The following is a 21,463-nucleotide window of genomic DNA, read 5'->3' as shown; positions in this document are numbered from 1 at the left end:
TCGGGCTTGACCCGAGGATCTACCAGGCCATACCGAATGGAGAGGCCGGTGGATGCTCGGGTCAAGCCCGAGCATGACGAAAGAGAGGGGCGTGACGGAGGAGAAAACCGCCCTAGAGCCGGAAAGCCGGTTCGAAACGGCCGTTGACGGTGATGCCGAGATCGAAGGTCTTGCCGGCATGGGGATCGGCCGCGCGGGCGGCATCGTCCATGTCCGCCCAGGCGGAGGTCACCATCAGGCGGTCCGCCTTCGCGCCGATGAAGGCTGGGCAGCTCGACTGGACGGCGGGCACGGCGTAGCGCTTCAGATGCGTGCCATCCGGACGATAGACATCGACCGCGCCTTGTCCCCAGCGCGCATTCCACAAAAGGCCGTCCGCGTCGCAGACGGAGCCATCGACATCGCCACCCTTGCCGCTCTGGTCGGAGAAGAGGGTTGCATCGCCGACCGGCAGGCCGGTCGCCGGGTCGAGATCGACGCGCATGATGTGGTTGACCATGGAATCGACGAAATACGCCGTCTTGCCATCCGGCGAGAAGCAGATGCTGTTCGGGATGCTGATGCCGTCGTAAAGCTTGGTCACAGTGCTGCCGGCGACGTGATAGATGGCGCCGGCATTCTTCTCGGCGCTGCGGCCCATTGTGCCGATCCAAAGATTGCCGGAGGCGTGCACCCGCCCGTCATTGGAGCGGTTGCCCGGCTTGTCTTCCAGCGAACCGAATTGCGTCAGCGCGCCGGACTTCGTATCGCGGGTGAAAAGCCCGTCGTCGGAAACGATCAGTTGCCGCTGGGGATCGATCACCGCAACGACGCTCGACAGGAAGGGCATGGCATGCACCTGCTTTTCGCCGCTCTCGAGATGCAGCGCGTGCAACTCCTTGCCCTTGATATTGTGCCACCAGACGGTGCCGGTGGCGGGATCGTAGGCCGGGCCTTCGCCGAGTTGAAGGGCTGCGTCGCAGAGAATACTGCCGGAAAAGGCGATCGTCTCGGTCATCGATCAGCCTCCGTAAACGCTGTCATAGGCGGCAAGGGTCGCCTTGGCGCGCTTACCGACTTCGGCCGCATCCATGCCGGCCTTGTAGAGGCTGGAGCCGAGGCCGAAGCTCTTCACGCCGATCTTGGCGTAATCAGCGAAGTTGGTCTCGGAGACGCCGCCCACGGCGGCGATTTCCAGCTCCGCCGGAAGCACGGCGCGGATCGCCGAAATGCCGGAAGGGCCAAGCACGCTGGCCGGGAAGAATTTGAGACCCGTCGCACCGGCACGGGCGGCGGCAAGCGCTTCGGTGGGGGTGAAGACGCCGGGCATCGTCACCATACCTTTATCGGCGGCAAGGCGGATGACGGCGGGTTCGACATTCGGGCTCACCATCAGCCGCCCGCCGACGGCATCGAGCTGCTCGACCTGATCGGTCGTCAGCACCGTGCCGGCGCCGATCAGGCAGCCGGCCGGCGCCATCTTCACGGCGATCTCGATCGAGGTGAACGGATCGGGCGAGTTGAGCGGGATCTCGATGGCGGTGAAGCCGGCCTCGATCAGCGTGCCGACGACGCTTTCGGTCTCGCTCGGCTTCAGGCCGCGCAGGATGGCGATCAGCGGGTATTTCATGGGAGGGAAGGGGATGCGGCTCATCAGTGGTCTCTTTCTCAGGCGGGCCAGAGGGTGCAGGCGGCTGCGGCCAGGCCGCGGCGGACGGCATCGTCGGCATCGATGATGGTCGGTTCGAGCCCGAGCGCCGAAAGCGCCGAGCGGTAAAGGGCGGAAAGCGGGCCGGAAGCGACGAGGCAGACGCCGCTGCCCGGCCGTGCGGAAGACAGCGCACCGGCAATCTCAAGCCCGATCAGCGTGCCGGAAAGCCGCGCCTTGGCATCGAGCGCCGGCAGGCCATGCAGCAACTGGCCGGCGCGCACGGTGAACAACAGGTTGGTGGTCATCGCCGGATTGCGTCCGGCGCGGATGACGGCCTCGATGAAACTCTTGTTGTCGCCATCGAAGGCGCCGCCCTCGGCGACGGCATGGCTGAGGATCGAGTGCTTGGAGACGACGTCGAAGAGTTCTCCAGTCATGAAGGTGGAAAAACCATCGACCACGCCGCCGGTCAGGCGCACCCATTTGCTGTGGGTGCCGGGCATGCAGACGATGTGGTTGCCGTTGCCGAGCGTGCCGGCTGCGCCCAGAAGCTGGGTCTCCTCGCCGCGCATGACATCGGGTTGTTCTTCTGCGCGCTGCGCAAGGCCGGGCAGGATGCGGATGTCGCGGTTGGGATCGGGAACGATCACCGCCGCGCCGACGATACCGGAGAGCGGTGCCGGGGTATCGAGGTAGCCGGCCTCGACCCAGCCCTGCCGGGCGCCGGCCATGCCGCAGATCACCACGGGCAGGTGTGCGGGTGCGCCGACGGCGGCAAGGTGTGCTTCGAGGATCGGCGAAAAGCCGGTCTTGGCGGCGGTGGTCATGCCCTCGTGGCTGCGGCGTTCGGCAAGCACATCGCCGTTTTCGCCGACCAGCCACAGCCGAAAGCTCGTCGTGCCCCAGTCGACTGCCGCATAGGATGCTGCCGTCATTACAATACGCCTCCGTCGATAATCATGGTTTGCGCCGTCATCCGCGCCGAACAATCCGAAGCAAGGTAAAGGCATGGCCCCACCATGTCATCGGCGATCAGCGTGTGTTTCAGACATTGTTTGTCCCGCATGGCGGCAATGGCGGCGTCGGTGAGCCACAGCTGTTTCTGTCGTTCGGTCACGACCATGCCGGGCAGGATGGCATTGACGCGGATGTCGTCGGGGCCGAGCCTGCCGGCCAGCGACTTCGTCAGGCCGACGATGCCGGCCTTCGCCGTCGCATAGGCGGGGATTTCGCCCATGTTCAACAGATAGGCGATCGACGAGAAATTGACGATCGAGCCCCCGCCGGCCCGCTTCATATGCGGTGCGACAGCCTGGGCGAGGAAGAAGACGGGACGCAGGTTGATCGACAGGTTCTCGTCCCAGCTTTCGGGTGTCACATCCTCGATTCTCTGGCGGTCGTCGCGGGCGGCATTGTTGACCAGTACGCGGATGTCCCCGATTGCCGCCGCCGCCTGATCGACAATCCCGGCAAGCGAACGGGCGTCACGCAGATCGGCGCGGAGGAAAACCGGGGCGAAAGCGCAGTCATTCGCCAGCCGTTCAGCCAGCGCCCGGCTCTCGGCCTCGGCGATGTCGATGAAGGCGACGCGGGCGCCCTGCCGCGCAAAAGCTTCCACAAGCGCCGCGCCGATGCCTGAGCCGCCGCCCGAGATCAGGACGCCACGGCCCTGCAAGTCGTGAAACGCGGCGGCCGGAAAAGCCATCAGGTCAATTCTCCTGAAGTGAAAATGAAAAGTTCCATTATTCGGAACTATATCCTATTATGTGGAATAATCGCGCCACGGACGCTCGGTTGTCAAGGTTGGAACCCACCCATGCCATCGCATGACCCCAAAAATATGACGAATGCACCAGATACCGGAACCGGCACGCTCGGCAAGGCCTTGGCGCTCGTCGATATCGTCGTTTCCAGCGACCGGCCGCTGCGCTTCACCGATATCCTCGACATCGCCAGCCAGCCGCGCGGCACGCTGCATCGACAGCTCTCGCATCTGGTGGAAGAGGGGCTGTTGTCGCTGCGCGGTGATCTCACCTATGAGCCCGGACTGCGCCTCTTGAAATTCGCCGCCCGCGCCTGGGCCGGCAACGAGTTCCGCGCCATCGCCGCCCCGCATCTGAGGAAGCTGCACGAGGAGACCGGCGAAACCGTGCATCTCGGTGTGCTGCGCGGCAGCGAGGTCGTCTATCTCGACAAGGTCGAGAGCCGTCAGACGGTGCGGATGCAGTCGCAGATCGGCAATGCATCGCCGGTCTATTGCACCGGGCTCGGCAAGGCCGCGCTGTCGGCGCTTTCGCCGGTGGCGCTGAGGGAAGTGGTGTCGCAGCTTGTGTTTCGCACCTTTACTGATAACACCCACCGCGATGCCATCTCGCTCATGAGCGATCTCGATGAGGCGCGCCGGCTGGGCTATGCCTTCGACCGGGAGGAGCATGAGGCGGAAATCCGCTGCGTCGCCGCTGCGATCCACGCCGAGGGACTGAGCTTCACCGGTGGCATTTCCGTCACCGGCCCGGCCTATCGCGTGACGATGGAGCAGCTCGAAGGCTGGGCGCCATCTGTCCGGCGCATCGCCGCGGTCATCAGCGAGGAGGCGGCGCTGAAGCTCGGTCCTGGCCGTTAATCAGCCCCGCCAATTCGGTTTACCGTAAATTAGGAAATTCGGGTGGACGGACTGGAACCGGGAAGATAGCGTCCCATATATCGTGGGCGTGGCGACCGATCCCCCAGGCCGGTTTGCAGCCCGGATTGTATCGCTGACAGGGCGCGAAACGTGTAAAAATCCTTCCCGGTTCGAACAGGCGTGGATTCGCGAAACCAATGTTATAGGGTCGGGTGCAACGTTACAGATTCGCGGGCACGCCGGCGCCGATCAGCCGGATGCAAGCGCAAGGATCAGGCTCCGCCGCATACCAGCGACGGGCGGCAAGAGCGGAAACTGGAAAAATGGGTGATCTCAGTCGCGACATGACATCTCTGGCATTGCCGACCGGGGCACAGCTCCCGTCGGAACTGACGCGCGAGGACGATCTGCGCGAGGCCTTCTGCCAGGTCATGGATGCCTATGGTTTCGACGGCTATGTGGTGATGAACGTGCCGGGCAAGGAGACCCGCGCGCTCTCAGAAGTCATAGTCATGACCAACTGGTCGAAACGCTTCCTGCGTGCTTACGATTCCGCCTGCATCATGCAGGGCAGCCCGGTGATCGAGCGGTTGCGCCGTTCGACCGTGCCCTTCACCTACGACGCGCGCATCGACAATTGCAGCCGCGACGACGGCAAGACGACGGCCGCCACCGAACTCTTCGAGCGGGAAGGGTTGAGCCGCGGCCTCTATATCCCGGTCCACGACGTTAACGGTCACCGCGGCGCTATCGGCTTCGGCGGCAGCCGTGCGCCGGTCACGGCGCAGGAGATGAGCGAACTGACCTTCCTTGCCGGCTATCTTTTCGGCCGCCTCTGCGAGATCGGCAGCCGGCGCGGCCGCAAGGCAGGGCTTCTGTCGCGCCGGGAGATCGAATGCCTCAACTGGGCCGCCGCCGGCAAGACGACGACCGAGATGGCCCGCATCCTCGATCTTTCCGAATATACGGTGAACCACTATCTGAGCCGCGCGACGCGCAAGCTCGATTCCGTCAATCGCGTGCAGACCATCGCCAAGGCGTTGCGTGCCGGGTTGATCAATTGAACGGCGTGGCCGGCTCCGGGCTGTACGGCATGGGTGGGTTTCGGCCCGCGCCGGGGTGGATGTTTTCCACGGGGATATCCCCCATGTGGATGTCTGCGTGAAGCGATGGCCTTTTGTTCGCAACAAGATTATAGCAGTGTCCCGACGCAGGACGCATGGGCCTGCGAGCCACTGTCGGACGGCAGTGTTGGAGTCTGTGAATGCCTGAGACGATAATGGGCGAAACGATCGAGAGAGACGGACCGCGTGGAGGCGACTTCGCCGCGGAGATCGCCGGTTTGCAAACGCAATTCGACCTGTTGCGCTACATGCGCCGCGTCAGCCAGGCCTTCGGCTTCAAGAGCTTCATGATCTGCCATGTTCGCGGTTTCGATGGTGATAAGCTGTCCGCCAGTGCGCTTCTGTCGAATATGCCGGCGGAGCTTGTCAGCAAATACGACAGCCTGGCGATGGCGCATTACAGCGTCGGCGTGCGCCGGCTCAAGGAAACCACCACCCCCTTCTGCATCACCGTCGAGGATTGGGAACGCGAGAACGAAAGTTCCGCCGACATGGTGAGCTATCTCGCCATGCTGCGCGAGTACGGCATCACCCAGGCGAATTATTTCCCCGTCCATGACGCCGACGGCCGGCGGGCGACGGTGATCTGGATGGGCGGCGAGAGCGACCTCACGATGGCGACGATGATGGAATTGCAGATGATCGCAATCCACGTGTTCAACCGCCTGATGGAAATCGCGTCCCTGCTCAAGGAGAACGCGGTGACGCTCTCCGAACGCGAGATCCAGTGTCTGAACTGGACCGCGGCCGGCAAGACCAGTGCCGAGATCGCCGGTATCCTCGGCCTCTCCGAACATACGGTCAATCACTACCTCAACCACGTGACCAAGAAGCTCGATGCCGTCAACCGCACGCAGGCGGTCGTCAAGGCGATCAAGAAGGGCTACATCAGCTGAAGCGCGTCGCGATCTTTCAGATCAGCTCCTTGCGGTACTGCTCGCACACTTTTGCGCGACATGCTTTAGCTCTTATGCCGGCATCCCTTGTTTTTCAGGGGTTCGCGCGGCATGCATCCGGTATTTTAGACAAACTTTAATACTTGCGATGCACTCTTTCGCCGATGAAATGACTTCATCGGGAAGACGCCGATCCGGCGCGCCCTCTTTTTCTCCCGCAGTTACATCGTGACGAGCCGAGGCGTATTTCGTTGGTCTCCGGCGCCGCGCCATCGAGGACCCGAGATGCTGTTCAAGACTGCCACATCCCGCAATATCTTCTCCATCGTCGCGACCGGGCTTCTTGCGACCGTCGTGACGGCGGGCACGCTGTTTTCCATCTCCTATTCCGAAGTGGAGCGCCGCAGCATCGCCGAGATGAACGACGCCGCGCAACTGACCGCAGCCGATATTCAGTCGGATATCGCCGAAGGCCTGCAACTCGTCCATGCCCTGCAAAGCACCTTCTCCGCGATGGAACTGACCGGCGCGGCAAACCGCACGGTGGCTGATGCCATCATGAAGAAGATGCTGGAGGACAATACCTTTGCGCTCGGCGTCTGGAGCGGCTGGGAGCCGAATGCCTTCGACGGCAAGGATGCCGAATTCGCAAACAAGCCCAATCACGATGCGACCGGCCGTTACGTACCCTACTGGGTCCGCTCCGGCGGCCAGATCATCGTCACGCCGCTGGTCGATTACGACAAGGCCGGCGTTGGCGATTACTACCAGCTGCCCCTCAAGGCACAGAAGCCCGTCGTCATCGAGCCCTACAGCTATGCCATCGACGGCAAGGACGTTATGATGACCACGCTTTCCGCGCCGGTCACCATCGACGGCAAGCAGCTCGGCATCGTCGGCATCGATCTGGCGCTCGATACGCTGGCGGCAAAGCTGTCGGGCATGAAGCCGCTCGGCGAAGGCCACGTCGCGCTGGTTTCCCAGACCGGCGCCTTCCTCGCCCATGTCGATCCCGGCAATCTCGGCAAGACGCTGAAGGACAGCAATGTCGATGGCGCCGCCTGGCAGCGGATGATCGACAAGCCCGGTACCGCCGTGGAAACGACGGATGCGGATGGCACCACGACCCTCTCTGTTGCTGTTCCGGTGCAACTTCTGCCCGAAACCGCCTGGTATGCCATCGTCACCGTGCCGAAGGCGACGGTCTTTGCCTACCTCACCCACATGGCCTGGATCGCGGTCGCGATCATCGGTGCCGCCTCCGTGCTGCTCGTGCTGCTCGGCGTGCTGATCTCCAGCCGCTTCCGTCGCCGGCTTGAAGCTGTGATCGCGGCGACGGCCGAAATCGCCCGCGGCAACACCGCCATCACCATCGCCGATGTTGAAAGCAAGGACGAGATCGGCGGCCTTGCCCGCTCGCTTGCCGTGCTGCGCGATGCGACCATTGCCAAGCAGCGCCTCGAATCGGAGGCCGAAATCTCGCGCACCGCAGGCGAGGAGGAACGTCAGCGCCGCGCGGACGATGTCGCCCGCAACGAGCAGGACATGCGCTTTGCCGTCGAAGAACTCGGCACCGGCTTGCAGCGCCTGTCGGAGGGGGACATGACGGTGCGCCTGCTGCGCCCCTTCATCGGCTCGCTCGACGGCCTGCGCGAGGATTTCAACCGCTCTATGAACACGCTGCAGGAAGCGCTGCGCTCGGTCGGCAACAATGCCCAGGGCATCCGCGCCGGCTCCGCCGAAATCCGCGCCTCCGCCGACGATCTTGCCCGCCGCACCGAGCAGCAGGCGGCCTCCGTCGAGGAAACCGCAGCCGCGCTCGACGAGATCACCGCGTCGGTGCGCGATTCCACCACCCGCGCGGAAGAGGCCGGCCAGCTGGTCGCGACCGCCCGCTCCGGCGCGCAGGCTTCGAGCAATATCGTGCGCAACGCCATCGACGCCGTCGGCCAGATCGAAAGCTCCTCGCGCGAAATCTCCAATATCATCAGCGTGATCGACGACATCGCCTTCCAGACCAACCTGCTTGCGCTCAATGCAGGTGTGGAAGCGGCACGCGCCGGTGAAGCCGGCAAGGGTTTCGCGGTCGTGGCGCAGGAGGTGCGCGAGCTTGCCCAGCGTTCGGCGCAGGCCGCCAAGGAGATCAAGACGCTGATTTCCAAATCGGGCGAGCAGGTCCGCATCGGTGTCGAGCTTGTCGGCCAGACCGGCAGCGCGCTCGATGTCATCGTGCGTGAGGTCGATGAGATCAACCTGCGCGTTTCCTCGATCGTCGAGGCCGCCCGCGAACAGTCGATCGGCCTCAACGACATCAACCGCGCCGTCAACGTCATGGATCAGGGCACCCAGAAAAACGCCGCGATGGTCGAGGAATCAACCGCCGCCAGCCATAACCTGGCGGCCGAGGCGGCGGCTCTCGGCGAACTGCTCTCCAAGTTCAATCTCGGCGAGGTCGTGGCGCAGAAGGCCTATGGCACCGGCCAGCCGGCCGCCCGTAAGTCCGCTCCGCGTCCCGAGCCCGTGCGAGCGATGCCGGTCGCGGCCAAGATCAGGTCCGCCTCGGTGACGACCCCGGCCACCAGCTCACCGGCCCGCGCGCTCGGCCAGAAGCTCGCCGGTGCGTTTGGAGGTGCCCCGGTCGCGACATCGGATGATGGCTGGGACGAGTTCTGATTCTCTAAAGTGGAGCCACGGCAATCGCGGATCTGCTTGTTGCCTCTCGCATTTCACACTCTCTCTCTCTCGTCATCCTCGGCCTCGTGCCGAGGATCTTCCAGCCTCTCCGAGAAAATCGAGGGATCAGCAGATGCTCGGGACAGGCCCGAGCATGACGAAGGAGGGGGCGTGGCATGCCGCCGATTGCGGCACATGCCTCGGCGCTGCGTAAAAAAACATCACGACCGCTCCCGGAGAAAACGCGAAATCCCCTGCCTTTCCAAGGTTTTCGAAACTGGCACGCTTCCTGCTTGTCTTTATCTGCAAGTCCAGAGGGGACTTACAAAAAGGACAGCGCCCGCGAAGGTCGCGCCCCGTTCCCCGCCTGCGGTGATCCCGGATGGACGGACACCGCAGGCGGGGAACGGCTTTTTACCGCACCCCCCGCGACTTTTCCGCGCCGGTCATTGGCGAAACGCCGCTCGTCGATTATCTAGGATGAACCGCACAGGACTGTGCGGCCGATGGTGCATGACAGGAAAGCGTTTAGACGATGGCAGACGTGACCAAGGAACAGGTTCTGGAAAAGCTGAGAAGCGTTCGCGGACCGGATATGGATGGCAATATCGTCGATATGGGCCTCGTCTCCGATGTCTTCATCTCCGATTCCAAGGTCTATTTTTCGATCACCGTGCCGGCCGAGCGCGCCAAGGAGCTTGATCCGCTGCGCGCCGCTGCCGAGCGCGTCGTCAAGGAAATGCCGGGCGTCAAGGGTGCCATGGTGGCGCTGACGGCCGACAAGAAAGCTTCGCCCGGCTCCGCCCCCGTGCGCCGCCCGCCGCAGCCAGGCGCCGGCGATCACGCCGGCCACGATCATGCCGGCCACAGCCATGGTCCGGCCGCCGGCCAGCGTCCGCCGCAGGCGAAGCCCGGCATTCCCGGCGTCGGCGCGATCATCGCCGTCGCCTCCGGCAAGGGCGGCGTCGGCAAGTCGACGACATCCGTCAACCTCGCTTTGGCGCTGAAGGCGAACGGCCTGCGCGTCGGCATTCTCGATGCCGATATCTACGGCCCCTCCATGCCGCGCCTGTTGAAGATTTCCGGCCGGCCGCAGCAGCTCGAAGGGCGACTGATCAAGCCGATGGAAAATTACGGCCTGAAGGTCATGTCCATGGGCTTCCTCGTCGATGAGGAAGTGGCGATGATCTGGCGCGGGCCGATGATCCAGTCGGCGCTGTTGCAGATGCTGCGCGAAGTCGCCTGGGGCGATCTCGACGTGCTGGTGGTCGATATGCCGCCGGGCACCGGTGATGCCCAGCTCACCATGGCCCAGCAGGTGCCGCTCGCCGGCGCCGTCATCGTCTCCACCCCGCAGGATCTGGCCCTGATCGATGCCCGCAAGGGGCTTGCCATGTTCCGCAAGGTCGAGGTGCCGGTGCTCGGCATCGTCGAGAACATGAGCTATTTCATCGCCCCGGATACCGGCAATCGCTACGACATCTTCGGCCATGGCGGTGCCCGCAAGGAGGCCGAGCGTATCGGCGTTCCCTTCCTCGGCGAAGTGCCGCTGACCATGGGCATCCGCGAAACCTCCGACGCCGGCACCCCGGTCGTGCAATCCGAGCCGGATGGCGATGTGGCGAAAATCTATCGCGAAATCGCCCGCCGCGTCTGGGATCAGGTTTCGGCCCGCCAGTCGGAAGGCGCCCGCGGCATGCCGAACATCGTCTTCGAATAGCCGCATTCGCGCCACAATCGGCGCCGGTGCGGGGCCGTGGACAATCCACGTTCTGTTGACATCTGCTGCGTTGCCCAATTAAGTCTTTGGGCGGAATAGCGGCGGGTTGCCACATTCCTCATTGATTTTGAGAAGGCCTTGCGCCATATGGCTGCCCGCATCGCTCCGATCGATGGTCTTGCCTCATCGCCGGTGCGATCATGTTCGTGGTGAAAGAGTGTCTATCGTCCCCGACGAAAGTTTTTTGATGAACGTGCTGCCCGCAGCTGCTTCCATCTTGCGCTCGCATCCGCGGGCTCGCCTTGCCGTCGCCTTCATAAGGGACGCGCGATGATCAAAGCCTATAGCGCCAATGGCGAGGCCGTTGCGATCAGCGCGGCAACGCCGCCAGCCGCCTTGCCCGACGGAACCGTCTGGATCGACCTGCTGCGCCCGAACAAGGAAGAGGACCAACTGATCGAGGCTTTCCTCGGCATCGAGATCCCGACCCGCGAGGACCTGAAGGACATCGAGCCGTCGAGCCGGCTCTACACCGCCGACAATGCCGTGTTCATGACCGCGTCGCTCGTCTGCCGCGCCGATAGCGACCAGCCCGAGATCACCGACGTCGCCTTCGTGTTGGCGAAGAACATGCTGGTGACGGTGCGCTATGCCGAGCCGCGCTCCTTCGATCTCTTCAGCGCCGCCATGCATCGTATTCCCGGCGGCTGCAGCAACGGCACCGTGCTGGTCTCCCGGCTGTTCGAAACCATCGTCGACCGCACCGCCGAAATCCTGGAAATGGCCGTTTCGCGGGTGGATGGCCTCTCCCTGCAGGTCTTCGACGCCCAGCGCACGGGAAAACGCCGCCCGCCGCATTATCTCGAAGCGCGCCTGATGGATGTCGCCGCCCATCACCGGCTGGTCGCCAAGACGCGTGACAGCCTCGCGTCGCTTGCGCGTGTTCTGACCTTCCTCTATGCCCTGCCGGCCGTGCAGGAGAGCAAGGAAACCAAGGAACTCTGCCGGACGATCTCGCTCGATATTCAGTCGCTGTCCGAGCACACCTCGTTCATCTCCGGCAACATCACCTTCCTGCTCGATGCCTCGCTGGGGCTGATCAATGTCGAGCAGAACGCCATCATCAAGATTTTCTCGATCGCATCCGTGGTCTTCCTGCCGCCGACGCTGGTCGCCTCGCTCTACGGCATGAATTTCAAGTTCATGCCGGAACTGGACTGGACCTTCGGCTATCCGCTCGCGCTCGGCGCGATGGTGGTTTCGGCGATCATCCCGTTCTACTTTTTCCGCTGGAAAGGCTGGCTCTGAGGAGCCTGGAGAATTCGAATGTCCCATGCCCATCACAAGAAGGATGCGCCGCAGAGTATGCGCCAGCTTTTGGCGCTGTCGCTCGGCTCCGTCGGCGTGGTCTATGGCGACATCGGCACCAGCCCGCTTTACGCCTTCCGTGAAGCGCTGCGCCCGGTCGCGGCAGACGGCGTCAGCCGCATCGAGGTGATCGGCCTGATCTCGCTGATGATCTGGACGCTGACGATCATCGTCACCCTGAAATACGTGCTGTTCCTGCTGCGCGCCGACAACAACGGCGAAGGCGGCACCCTGTCGCTGCTCGCCCTTCTCATGAAGTTCTCGACCGGCAAGACCGGTTGGCTGTTCTTCCTCGGCATCGCCGGTGCGGCGCTCTTCATCGGCGATGCGATCATTGCGCCGGCGCTTTCTGTTCTTTCGGCGGTGGAAGGTCTGAAGCTCGTCACGCCGGCCCTGTCCGATTACGTGGTGCCGATCTCGGTTGTCATTCTCTTGATGCTGTTTGCGGTCCAGTCGCGCGGCACGGCGGCGGTGTCGAAATTCTTCGGCCCGATCATGGCGATCTGGTTTCTTGTGCTGGCCGTCGTCGGTCTCAGCCATATCGCCGATGACTACGGCATTCTCGCCGCCTTCAACCCTTACTATGCCGTCTATTTCCTGCTGCATGCGGGCTTCGTCGGTTTCGTGGTCCTCGGCGCGGTGTTCCTCACGGTCACCGGCGCGGAAGCGCTTTACGCCGACCTCGGCCATTTCGGCCGCCGGCCGATCCAATGGGCCTGGATCTGTTTCGTCTTTCCGGCGCTGGCGCTGAATTATCTGGGGCAGGGCGCGCTGGTGCTGAAGCACCCGGAAGCGATGTCCGATCCCTTCTACCTGATGTTCCCGGAATGGGCGCTGCTGCCGATCGTGCTTCTGGCGACTTGCTCGACCATCATCGCCAGCCAGGCGGTGATCACCGGCGCCTTCTCACTGACCCGTCAGGCGATCCACCTCGGCTTCCTGCCGCGCATGGCGATCTTCCACACCTCGGAAACCCAGACCGGCCAGATCTATCTGCCGAACGTCAACGTGCTCCTGATGTTCGGCGTCATGCTGCTCGTCTTCCTGTTCGAATCCTCCGAATCGCTGGCGACCGCCTATGGCATCTCCGTCACCGGCGCCATGCTGGTGGACACGGTGCTGGCCTTCGTCTTCGTGCGCATGCGCTGGCGCTGGCCGCTTTATGCGGCCTGTGCGGTGATCCTGCCGCTCGCCTTCCTCGAAACCATCTTCCTCGGCGCCAACCTGCTCAAGATCCACGACGGCGGTTACGTGCCGGTGCTGATCGCCGCGGCCATCGTCCTTGTCATGTGGACCTGGCGGCGCGGCACCAAGATCCTGCACGACAAGACACGCCATACCGACATTCCGCTCGCCTCCTTCGTCAAGTCGATCGAGCGCAAGAGCGAGCATGCGCCGGTGGCGGTGCCCGGCACCGCGATTTTTCTCACCAGCGACCCGGAATCGACGCCTGCGGCGCTTCTGCACAACATCAAGCACAATCACGTGCTGCATCAGCAGAATTTCATCCTGACGATCCGCACGGCCAATACCCCGACGGTGCCGAAGGATCACCGCGTCAGCGCCTCCAGCCTGTCGGAACGCTTCAGTCTCTTGGAGATGAACTTCGGCTACATGGAAACCCAGAACGTATCCCAGGCGCTGGGCCTGTTCCGCAAGACCGGCCTGAAGTTCGACATCATGTCGACCTCCTTCTATCTCGGCCGCCGCAAGCTGGTGCCGGATGCGCAATCCGGCATGCCGCACTGGCAGGACCGGCTGTTCATCGCGCTGGCCAACGCCGCCATCGACCCCTCCGATTACTTCCGCCTGCCGACCAACCGCGTGGTCGAGTTGGGGTCGCACGTTATTATTTGAGGTCGGGAAAACGCTCCTCCCCAGCCCTCCCCCTTGTGGGCAGGGTTGGGGAGGGGGCTTTCCTTGCAAAACCGCCAATCCCCGCCTTCGCGTTAACCAAGCATCAAGGTTAATAGCTGATTATCAGCCGATCGAAGCGAGACCGCTTCATAGATTTACACCATCGCGAACCCTGGCGTTCCGGCAGCGTGCCGGGCGAACGGTCGCGTCTTGCCTGCGCGTGGAGTACGGTTGGTGCGTCAGAGTAAAAAGTTTCGTCGTCCGGGCGTAAACCGGCGTTTCGCAAGCCCGCTGCTCCTGGGTCTCGGTCTCTTCGTCGCCTTCCCGTCGTTTTCCGGCCATGCCGATCTCGCGACCTTCCTCTCCGGCATCAACCGCGGGGGCGAACGCTGGCGCATGTATATGACCCGCTCGCCCGCCGGCTCGCTGCACGATGTCGAGATGGTCTTCAACGACCCGGTCACGACCGGCGCGATCGCCGATGGCGCCGGCATCGCCCTGCCGGACGGCGAGAAGGTGGCGTTTTCCACGGCGGACAAGGGCACCGATCCGCTGACCGACGAAGAGCGCGTCAACCGCAAGGACAAGAAGGGCCGCATCGTCGCCGTCGCCCCGGTGACGCCGCCCAAGGATTTCACCGCCGGCTCGATCCTCCAGCGCACCAGCTTTCTGATGCGGCCAGAACTCGACGGCGACCGCATGATTTTCGCCAAGCCGACGATCAAGGGCAAGGAGATCGAGATCGCCACCGCCTTCTACAAGAAGAAGGCGCCGCAGGCCGACACCACCCTGTCGCCGATGATCGCCAGCCTCGTCACCAACGACAAGGCAGACGTGCTCGCCACCGCCTATGCCCCGGTAAAGCCGGATTACGCCCGCGAATCCCCGTTCGATTCCATTCTGCGCGAAGACAATGCCGGCGGCCGCTTCATCCCGGAGATCGCGCCGGAAGATCACGCCTGGGCCGCCAATCCGCTGCCGCCGGAGGTCTTCACCGAAGCCGAGCAGCGGTGCCTGACGGACGGCATCTATTTCGAATCCCGCGGAGAATCGGTAAAGGGCCAGGCTGCCGTCGCCCAGGTCATCCTCAACCGCGTCCGTAACCCCGCCTATCCGAAAACGGTCTGCGGCGTCGTCTATCAGAACAAGGGATGGTACAACCGCTGCCAGTTTTCCTTCGCCTGCGACCGTATTCCAGACATCGTCTGGTCGCCGCGCAACTGGCGCACGGCCAAGGAGGTCGCGCTCGCCGTCACCGCCGGCAAGATCTGGCTGCCGGAAGTCGGCTCCGCCACCCATTACCACGCGACCTACGTTAAGCCGGACTGGGGTCCGACGATGAAGCGGGTGGCCAAGATCGGCAAGCATATCTTCTACCGCACCTATGGCGGCGGCTGGAGCTGAACCGGCAGCAGCCTCGCTGCAGACACGACGATTCCACCGGTGCGGGCCGCGAAAGCCGCCCACCGGCTGTGACAGATTCCGCACAGGACCGGCGGAATAGCTTTAAATCATTGATTTAAAACAATAATATTGTCTCTCCACAATGCCCTTGCATGCCTTGACTAGCAGGGCACCTAAAACTATGTTGCGGCCGACTTCAGAACGGGCCGACGGTGGCTTCAAATCCGGCCTTTGTATGGCAATGCTGACGGTTTATGACTGTCACGGTCGATAAAGGAGGGTGCCACATGACGGACGACCGGAAAGAGGGTCTGGAAGAGCGGCGCAAGCGGCTTCAATCCGAACTGTCGGCAAAGCTCGGGAACGACCCGAAAGAAGCCGCCATCGAGGAGAGGGCTGCGGAAAACCGCAAGGGCTATCAGGTCGCTGTCAAGCTTTCGAGCGAATTTGTGGCGGCGATCATCGTTGGCGCGCTTCTGGGCTATCTTTTGGATCATTTTGCAGGTACAGGGCCGTGGGGGATGATCGTACTCCTCCTTCTTGGTTTCTGTGCCGGCGTGCTGAACGTTCTGCGTTCGGCGGGCATGGTGGCAGCGCCCCATCCCGCGGATCAGCCGGGCAGGGGCGGCAAGGATAAGGGCGACGGCGCTTAAGCGCTGTCGCAGTAGGAAAAAGTCCGCTTCCGAGCGGTCAAAACGAGAGAGAGCGGCTGTGGCAGGCGATAAGGTAGATCCGACCCACCAGTTTATGATCAACAAGATCGTTCCGATCGAAATCGGTGGCTACGATTTTTCGTTCACCAACGCTTCCCTGTTCATGGTCGCGACGCTCGTCGTTGCTGTCTGCTTCCTCTATTTCACGACGTCGAGCCGTGCCGTCGTTCCGGGCCGCCTGCAGTCGGTCTCCGAAATGTCCTATGAATTCATCGCCTCGATGCTGCGCGAAGGCGCCGGCTCCCACGGCATGAAGTTCTTCCCGATGGTGTTTTCGCTGTTCATGTTCATCCTGACGGCAAACATGCTCGGCATGGTTCCCTATTTCTTCACCATCACCAGCCAGATCATCGTGACCTTCGCGCTCGCGCTGTTCGTCATCGGCACGGTGCTGGTCTATGGTTTCTACAAGCATGGCTTCGGCTTCCTGAACGTTTTCGTTCCGAGCGGCGTTCCCGGCATCCTCTTGCCGCTGGTCGTCTCCATCGAAATCATTTCCTTCCTGTCGCGCCCCATCAGCCTTTCGGTTCGTCTCTTTGCGAACATGCTGGCCGGCCACATCACCCTGAAAGTGTTCGCGGGCTTCGTTGCCTCGCTTGGAACGCTGGGTGCGCTCGGCATCGGCGGCGCCGTCCTGCCCCTGATCATGACCGTCGCCCTGACGGGTCTCGAATTCCTCGTCGCCTTCCTCCAGGCCTACGTCTTCGCGGTACTGACCTGCATGTACCTCAACGACGCGGTCCATCCGGGTGGCCACTAAGGAATAAAGTCACGGAGCCCGGCCGGCATTGCCCGGCCAGGGTGCCAAATCCAGCCGCAACACCATTCGAAGGAGTTTAACATGGAAGCGGAAGCAGCAAAGTTCATCGGTGCAGGTCTCGCTTGCCTCGGTATGGCCGGCACGGCTCTCGGCCTCGGCAACATCTTCGGCAGCTACCTGTCGGGCGCTCTGCGCAACCCTTCGGCCGCTGACAGCCAGTTCGGCCGCCTCGTATTCGGCTTCGCCGTTACGGAAGCTCTGGGCATCTTCTCGCTGCTCGTAGCCCTGCTGCTCCTTTTCGCCGTCTAATATCGGCTTTAAGGCTGGGCCGCGGACAAAATCCGCGGCCCGCAATTCATTTGAGTGCACCTGGAGGTGAGCATGTTTGTGACGGCGGCCTATGCCCAGTCAACCACCACCGAAGGCGCAGAAACCACCCATGACGCCGCTGCCGGCGAGGTGCACACCGAAACGGGTGTGGCGCATGAAGGCGGTCACGGCTCTGGCGTGTTCCCGCCCTTCGACCAATCGACATTCGCATCGCAGCTGCTCTGGCTCGCGATTACCTTCGGTCTTTTCTATGTCCTGATGTCGAAGGTCATCCTTCCGCGCATCGGTGCCATTCTGGAAGCCCGCTCCGGCACGATCGCTCGCGATCTTGACGATGCGTCGCGCGCCAAGGCCGAAGCCGACGCGGCCATCGCCGCCTACGAACAGGATCTGGCCGTCGCCCGTTCCAAGGGCAATGCCATCGCCGGCGAAGCCCGCGAAGCTGCCAAGGCTAAGGCCAATGCAGACCGCGCCGCTGTCGAAGCAGACCTCAACGGCAAGATTGCCGCCGCCGAAGTCCGAATCGCCGACATCAAGGCGAAGGCTCTGGCCGATGTTGGCTCCATCGCCGAAGAAACCGCCGCCGCCGTCGTCGATCAGCTGATCGGTGGCAAGGCAACCAAGGCCGAGATCGCTGCTGCGGTCAAGGCAACGGCAAAGTAAGGAGCGCCATCATGGATATGACGTCACTGGCGACATTCTGGGCCACCGTTGGCCTGGTGCTCTTCCTCGTGCTGATCGCCTACCTCAAGGTTCCGGCGATGCTCGGTAAGTCGCTCGACGCGCGCGCCGGCCGCATCACCAACGAACTGGCCGAAGCCAAGCGTCTGCGTGAAGAAGCCCAGGCGCTGCTGGTCGAATACCAGCAGAAGCGCAAGGAAGCCGAAGCGGAAGCCGCCAATATCGTTGCTGCTGCCGAGCGCGAAGCCGCTGCCCTGACCGCGGAAGCCAAGGTGAAGACGGAAGAATTCGTCGCCCGCCGCACCAGCCTTTCGGAGCAGAAAATCCGCCAGGCCGAGACCGACGCGATCAACGCAGTTCGTGCAACCGCCGTCGATATCGCCATTGCTGCAGCCGAGCAGGTCATCTCGTCCAAGTCGGATGCGACGATCCAGAGCACGCTGTTTGCCAAGGCGGTCAGCGACGTGAAGACGCGCCTCAACTAAGCGCCTTCGCAATCGAAATTCGAAAGCCGGCCCTAGGCCGGCTTTTTTGCGTTCCGGGGGAATTCACCCTGAGTGCCAAAGCCGAAGCGGCACTCTTCCCTTTTCCCCAGCGGGGGGAAGGTGGCGCAAAGGGTCGGATGAGGGGGAATTCTCCGTTCATTGGACATTGGCTGTGGATCGCGACATTTCCTGAAGATTGCCGGCGCGAGCACCGTGAAAAACCCGCTCTCCCCGCAAGGAGGAGGGGCGGGTAGGAGGCTTTCGGCGAGAGACGGAAATACACCCGCGCGAAGCGCGCACGAACCATACGCCCCGCACTCTTCAGAAAACTTGGGAGTCGTGCTCTTGGGGAAAATCGGGAAACCCGTCAGTTCTCGTTGGTTGCCTGCGCCGGTGCCATGGTAACGCAGGCCTGCTCGAATTCCTTCATCGTCTCCGGGGAGTTGTCACCCGGCAAGACGGCATCGGTGGCGATGTCGGCTGCAGTTTGCGAAGACTGGCCGTCATAAATGTAGGATTCGATGTAATAGGCGAGGCCGCCCTTCCAGACCTTGCGGCCGTCGATATCCTGGCAGGGGTAGGCGGTCTGCAGGTCGGATTGCAGCGCATCGGCCGTCGGTTCCGTCGGCGGCGTTTCCGCCGTTGCCATCAATGCCGTCAGCAGCACTGTGAAGATCACGAGCTTGGTCCTTCCTGCGAATCGCTCTTCTGCGATCCCGCCGCCACTCTATAATCGATCGCCGCGCGTCCTTGTTACCGGGGTGACGCCCATCCCGAAGAAAATCTCCCCGGCGTCACCCGCCGGCCACAGGAACAGGCATCCCACGGCCGATGAAGGGCAATGCACGCAGCTTTGTTTCGTTCCTCTTCGGGTCAATAACAAAATGGTGAGGGAGAAAGCAGCGCGCAAGCGCGCATTCGGTGACGGGGAAACCGGCAGTCTCAGGCAGCCCGAACCATCCTCACCGCTCAAAAGCCGTCGAATCCAGCGATGTCCTGCTCGACCGTAGCGGTGTCATCGTCCTTCCGCAGCGGACGAAAACTCATGCGGTGCAGGGCGCAAGGACCATCCTGCGTGATCGCCTTGCGGTGACGCGCGGTGGCATAGCCGGCATGGACGGCAAAGCCGTAGGCCGGAAAGACGAGATCGGCCCGCGCCATCATCCGGTCGCGCGTGACCTTTGCGACGATCGAGGCGGCGGCAATCGAGACGGAGCGCGCATCGCCCTTGACGACGGCCTTGCTGGCGCAGGAGAGACTTGGCGGAACGTCGCGCCCATCGGCCAGCACGCAAGCCGGTTTTAGCGCCAGGCCGGCAACCGCGCGCCGCATCGCATCGAGGCTCGCCTTGCGGATATCCGTGCGGTCGATCCGCCCGGCGCCGGACGAGGCGACGGAGACGATCGCATTGGCAAGGATGACCTCGTACAGCTCTTCCCGCCTGATGGCGGAGAGCTGCTTGCTGTCGTTCAGACCCTCCGGGATATTGTCGGGATCAAGGATCACGGCAGCAGCAACGACCGGGCCCGCCAGCGGCCCGCGGCCAGCCTCGTCCGTGCCCGCCACCGGCCAGAACCCCTCGCGCCGAGCGCTGAGTTCGATCGAAAAATCAGGCCCCCCGGCACCATCGAAAAGAAAAGGGGAATCGGGCAATGCGCTTCGTGACATGGGCGGACCGTCGCACAGAAGCCCGATTCCCTGCAAGTCCCCCGGCCGGATGCGGATACGGCCGGGGGAGCGCCATTCCCGTCACAGGGACAACGGGAACGGCATGAACAGCCGCCGGCGACCGAGGCCGGCGCATTTGCAACCGCAGGCAGGTGCGGCGCTTGCCTGCCCTTGGCCTATGCTCCGGCCCGGATGCGAACGCAGAACCGGTCGCATCCTTGCGGGGGTCACAGCAGCGACAGCTGGACCCCCGTGCCGAGCGGCGGCACGAAGAGATCGCAGTTGAGCGGCCGCCGCGTCAGGTTCAGTTCCAGCCGCTTGACGGCCATTTCGAAGCGACGGCCAATCTGCCAGGCATAGGGACCGGCGCCCTTCATGCGCTTGCCGAACTCCGCGTCATAGTCCTTGCCGCCGCGCATGGAGCGCACCAGCGCCATGACATGGCGATAGCGGTCCGGGTAGTTGCGCAGCAGCCAGTCGCGAAACAGCGGGCTTACCTCCAGCGGCAGCCGTAGCAGCACATAGCTGGCTGCCGCAGCGCCAGCCGTCTTGCCTGAATCGAGCACCCGCTCGATCTCGTGGTCGTTGAGGGCGGGGATGACCGGCGCCATCATGATCGTCGTAGGGATGCCGGCTTCCGACAGCGTCTTGATCGCCTCCAGCCGCTTGCCCGGCGTCGAGGCACGCGGCTCCATCAGCCGGGCCAGCTTGCGGTCAAGCGTCGTCACCGAAAGCCCGACCTTGGCGAGGCCCTTTTCGGCCATGGGCGCGAGGATATCGATATCGCGCGTCACCATCGCCGACTTGGTGACGATCATGACCGGATGATTGCAGGCCTGAAGCACCTCCAGCACCTGGCGCATGATGCGCCATTCCTTCTCGATCGGCTGGTAGGGGTCGGTATTGGTGCCGATGGCGATCGGCCGCACCTTGTAGCCGGGCTTGGCAAGTTCGCGCTCCAGAAGTCGCGCCGCGTCGGGCTTGGCAAACAGCTTGGCTTCGAAATCGAGCCCAGGCGAGAGGCCCATATAGGCATGGGTCGGGCGGGCGAAGCAGTAGATGCAGCCGTGCTCGCAGCCGCGGTAGGGGTTCACCGAGCGGTCGAAGGGAATGTCCGGGCTGTCGTTGCGGCTGATGACCGAGCGCGGCTTTTCGATCTGCACTTCCGTCTTGAAAGGCGGCAGGTCCTCCAGCGAGTTCCAGCCATCGTCCTCCGCTTCCCGCGATACCGGCTCGAAGCGGCCGCCGATGTTCAGCCCCGCGCCACGACCGCGCCGACGATCGACATCGATGCGCAGGGTCGTATCGGCGAGTAATGCTTCGGCCATGTCAGCCGAATGGGCGGGCGCAAACGCACCCTGCCTGAGGTCAGACAGATCGGTCATTGGGTAACTCCGCGAAACCAAAAGGTGCCATTTCCTGCGGCGGTTTCTGATTATTTTCCTAACGCACAAATGAGAACAATGCAAGAACAAAAACCTGTGCGACCTTTTCAGATGCGACCGGACAAGCTTGAAATTCGTGATTAATG

20 protein-coding genes are annotated in these 21,463 nt (G+C 63.0%); 13 read left to right on the top strand and 7 right to left on the bottom strand.

What is annotated here, in order from left to right; translation table 11 throughout:
* Positions 1–112: 112 nt before the first annotated feature.
* Genes ASC86_RS02740 through ASC86_RS02725 form a run of 4 tightly spaced genes read right to left on the bottom strand, consistent with a single transcriptional unit; the run spans position 113 to position 3,335 of the window.
* Entirely contained in the window at positions 113–997 is an 885-nt protein-coding gene (locus ASC86_RS02740) for an SMP-30/gluconolactonase/LRE family protein (RefSeq protein ID WP_056315628.1), read from the bottom strand.
* Positions 998–1,000: 3 nt separating this feature from the next.
* Complete coding sequence (locus ASC86_RS02735) at positions 1,001–1,633, bottom strand: 2-dehydro-3-deoxy-6-phosphogalactonate aldolase (RefSeq protein ID WP_056315626.1); 633 nt, start codon at positions 1,631–1,633, stop codon at positions 1,001–1,003.
* Between the two features lie 14 nt (positions 1,634–1,647).
* A complete protein-coding gene (locus ASC86_RS02730; protein WP_056315623.1) occupies positions 1,648–2,565 on the bottom strand; it encodes a 2-dehydro-3-deoxygalactonokinase in 918 nt (305 codons plus the stop codon).
* Positions 2,565–3,335 carry an SDR family oxidoreductase gene (locus ASC86_RS02725; RefSeq protein ID WP_056315621.1) on the bottom strand — a complete coding sequence of 257 codons (771 nt, stop codon included), beginning with the start codon at positions 3,333–3,335 and terminating at the stop codon, positions 2,565–2,567. Before ASC86_RS02725 ends, ASC86_RS02730 begins: the two co-directional genes overlap by 1 nt.
* 135 nt (positions 3,336–3,470) lie before the next feature.
* On the opposite strand from ASC86_RS02725, the gene ASC86_RS02720 reads away from it, so the two are divergent.
* From ASC86_RS02720 to ASC86_RS02660, 13 genes are all read left to right on the top strand, one after another.
* Positions 3,471–4,253 (top strand): IclR family transcriptional regulator, encoded by a 783-nt coding sequence (locus tag ASC86_RS02720; RefSeq protein ID WP_056318154.1) that lies wholly within the window; start codon positions 3,471–3,473, stop codon positions 4,251–4,253.
* Between the two features lie 323 nt (positions 4,254–4,576).
* Positions 4,577–5,317, top strand: coding sequence for an autoinducer binding domain-containing protein (locus ASC86_RS02715; RefSeq protein WP_056315618.1), 741 nt, complete (start codon positions 4,577–4,579; stop codon positions 5,315–5,317).
* Positions 5,318–5,517: 200 nt separating this feature from the next.
* Positions 5,518–6,273, top strand: a complete 756-nt coding sequence (locus ASC86_RS02710; RefSeq protein WP_056315615.1) for a LuxR family transcriptional regulator — start codon at positions 5,518–5,520, stop codon at positions 6,271–6,273.
* 285 nt (positions 6,274–6,558) lie between these two features.
* Positions 6,559–8,946, top strand: coding sequence for a methyl-accepting chemotaxis protein (locus ASC86_RS02705; RefSeq protein WP_056315611.1), 2,388 nt, complete (start codon positions 6,559–6,561; stop codon positions 8,944–8,946).
* Between the two features lie 535 nt (positions 8,947–9,481).
* The gene (gene apbC, locus ASC86_RS02700; RefSeq protein WP_056315604.1) at positions 9,482–10,666 is read left to right on the top strand and encodes an iron-sulfur cluster carrier protein ApbC; all 1,185 of its coding nucleotides are present in this window, start codon (positions 9,482–9,484) and stop codon (positions 10,664–10,666) included.
* A 330-nt stretch (positions 10,667–10,996) separates the two neighbouring features.
* Entirely contained in the window at positions 10,997–11,974 is a 978-nt protein-coding gene (gene corA, locus ASC86_RS02695) for a magnesium/cobalt transporter CorA (RefSeq protein WP_056315601.1), read from the top strand.
* Between the two features lie 18 nt (positions 11,975–11,992).
* Positions 11,993–13,891, top strand: a complete 1,899-nt coding sequence (locus ASC86_RS02690; RefSeq protein WP_056315598.1) for a potassium transporter Kup — start codon at positions 11,993–11,995, stop codon at positions 13,889–13,891.
* Positions 13,892–14,122: 231 nt separating this feature from the next.
* Positions 14,123–15,295: a cell wall hydrolase gene (locus ASC86_RS02685; protein ID WP_162244966.1), complete on the top strand. Its 1,173-nt coding sequence runs from the start codon at positions 14,123–14,125 to the stop codon at positions 15,293–15,295.
* Positions 15,296–15,582: 287 nt separating this feature from the next.
* A complete protein-coding gene (locus ASC86_RS02680; protein WP_056315595.1) occupies positions 15,583–15,948 on the top strand; it encodes an AtpZ/AtpI family protein in 366 nt (121 codons plus the stop codon).
* Between the two features lie 58 nt (positions 15,949–16,006).
* Positions 16,007–16,768, top strand: coding sequence for a F0F1 ATP synthase subunit A (locus tag ASC86_RS02675; RefSeq protein ID WP_280136963.1), 762 nt, complete (start codon positions 16,007–16,009; stop codon positions 16,766–16,768).
* Between the two features lie 81 nt (positions 16,769–16,849).
* Positions 16,850–17,077 (top strand): F0F1 ATP synthase subunit C, encoded by a 228-nt coding sequence (locus tag ASC86_RS02670; protein WP_018330055.1) that lies wholly within the window; start codon positions 16,850–16,852, stop codon positions 17,075–17,077.
* A 72-nt stretch (positions 17,078–17,149) separates the two neighbouring features.
* On the top strand, positions 17,150–17,761 hold the full coding sequence (locus ASC86_RS02665; protein ID WP_056315590.1) for a F0F1 ATP synthase subunit B: 612 nt from the start codon (positions 17,150–17,152) through the stop codon (positions 17,759–17,761).
* A gap of 17 nt (positions 17,762–17,778) precedes the next feature.
* Positions 17,779–18,264 (top strand): F0F1 ATP synthase subunit B, encoded by a 486-nt coding sequence (locus ASC86_RS02660; RefSeq protein WP_056318149.1) that lies wholly within the window; start codon positions 17,779–17,781, stop codon positions 18,262–18,264.
* A 367-nt stretch (positions 18,265–18,631) separates the two neighbouring features.
* Here ASC86_RS02660 and ASC86_RS02655 read toward each other — a convergent pair whose 3' ends face one another.
* The 3 genes from ASC86_RS02655 to ASC86_RS02645 all read right to left on the bottom strand — a co-directional run bounded on the left by ASC86_RS02655 (position 18,632) and on the right by ASC86_RS02645 (position 21,317).
* Complete coding sequence (locus ASC86_RS02655) at positions 18,632–18,943, bottom strand: hypothetical protein (protein ID WP_244477507.1); 312 nt, start codon at positions 18,941–18,943, stop codon at positions 18,632–18,634.
* 290 nt (positions 18,944–19,233) lie between these two features.
* Positions 19,234–19,932, bottom strand: a complete 699-nt coding sequence (locus ASC86_RS02650) for a ribonuclease HII (protein ID WP_056315587.1) — start codon at positions 19,930–19,932, stop codon at positions 19,234–19,236.
* 227 nt (positions 19,933–20,159) lie between these two features.
* Positions 20,160–21,317: a PA0069 family radical SAM protein gene (locus tag ASC86_RS02645; RefSeq protein ID WP_056315581.1), complete on the bottom strand. Its 1,158-nt coding sequence runs from the start codon at positions 21,315–21,317 to the stop codon at positions 20,160–20,162.
* Positions 21,318–21,463: the final 146 nt, after the last annotated feature.

Source organism: Rhizobium sp. Root1212, from assembly GCF_001424985.1.
Lineage (GTDB): Bacteria > Pseudomonadota > Alphaproteobacteria > Rhizobiales > Rhizobiaceae > Pararhizobium.
This window is presented reverse-complemented; position numbering and strand designations above follow the sequence as displayed.

Coding starts and splice junctions, on each gene's coding strand:
- ASC86_RS02650 (WP_056315587.1), bottom strand. CDS start 19,932: ATGTCACGAAGCGCATTGCCCGATTCCCCTTTTCTTTTCGATGGTGCC.
- ASC86_RS02725 (WP_056315621.1), bottom strand. CDS start 3,335: ATGGCTTTTCCGGCCGCCGCGTTTCACGACTTGCAGGGCCGTGGCGTC.
- ASC86_RS02710 (WP_056315615.1), top strand. CDS start 5,518: ATGCCTGAGACGATAATGGGCGAAACGATCGAGAGAGACGGACCGCGT.
- ASC86_RS02720 (WP_056318154.1), top strand. CDS start 3,471: ATGACGAATGCACCAGATACCGGAACCGGCACGCTCGGCAAGGCCTTG.
- ASC86_RS02670 (WP_018330055.1), top strand. CDS start 16,850: ATGGAAGCGGAAGCAGCAAAGTTCATCGGTGCAGGTCTCGCTTGCCTC.
- ASC86_RS02735 (WP_056315626.1), bottom strand. CDS start 1,633: ATGAGCCGCATCCCCTTCCCTCCCATGAAATACCCGCTGATCGCCATC.
- ASC86_RS02645 (WP_056315581.1), bottom strand. CDS start 21,317: ATGACCGATCTGTCTGACCTCAGGCAGGGTGCGTTTGCGCCCGCCCAT.
- ASC86_RS02740 (WP_056315628.1), bottom strand. CDS start 997: ATGACCGAGACGATCGCCTTTTCCGGCAGTATTCTCTGCGACGCAGCC.
- ASC86_RS02690 (WP_056315598.1), top strand. CDS start 11,993: ATGTCCCATGCCCATCACAAGAAGGATGCGCCGCAGAGTATGCGCCAG.
- ASC86_RS02660 (WP_056318149.1), top strand. CDS start 17,779: ATGACGTCACTGGCGACATTCTGGGCCACCGTTGGCCTGGTGCTCTTC.
- ASC86_RS02715 (WP_056315618.1), top strand. CDS start 4,577: ATGGGTGATCTCAGTCGCGACATGACATCTCTGGCATTGCCGACCGGG.
- ASC86_RS02665 (WP_056315590.1), top strand. CDS start 17,150: ATGTTTGTGACGGCGGCCTATGCCCAGTCAACCACCACCGAAGGCGCA.
- ASC86_RS02680 (WP_056315595.1), top strand. CDS start 15,583: ATGACGGACGACCGGAAAGAGGGTCTGGAAGAGCGGCGCAAGCGGCTT.
- ASC86_RS02730 (WP_056315623.1), bottom strand. CDS start 2,565: ATGACGGCAGCATCCTATGCGGCAGTCGACTGGGGCACGACGAGCTTT.
- apbC (WP_056315604.1), top strand. CDS start 9,482: ATGGCAGACGTGACCAAGGAACAGGTTCTGGAAAAGCTGAGAAGCGTT.
- corA (WP_056315601.1), top strand. CDS start 10,997: ATGATCAAAGCCTATAGCGCCAATGGCGAGGCCGTTGCGATCAGCGCG.
- ASC86_RS02705 (WP_056315611.1), top strand. CDS start 6,559: ATGCTGTTCAAGACTGCCACATCCCGCAATATCTTCTCCATCGTCGCG.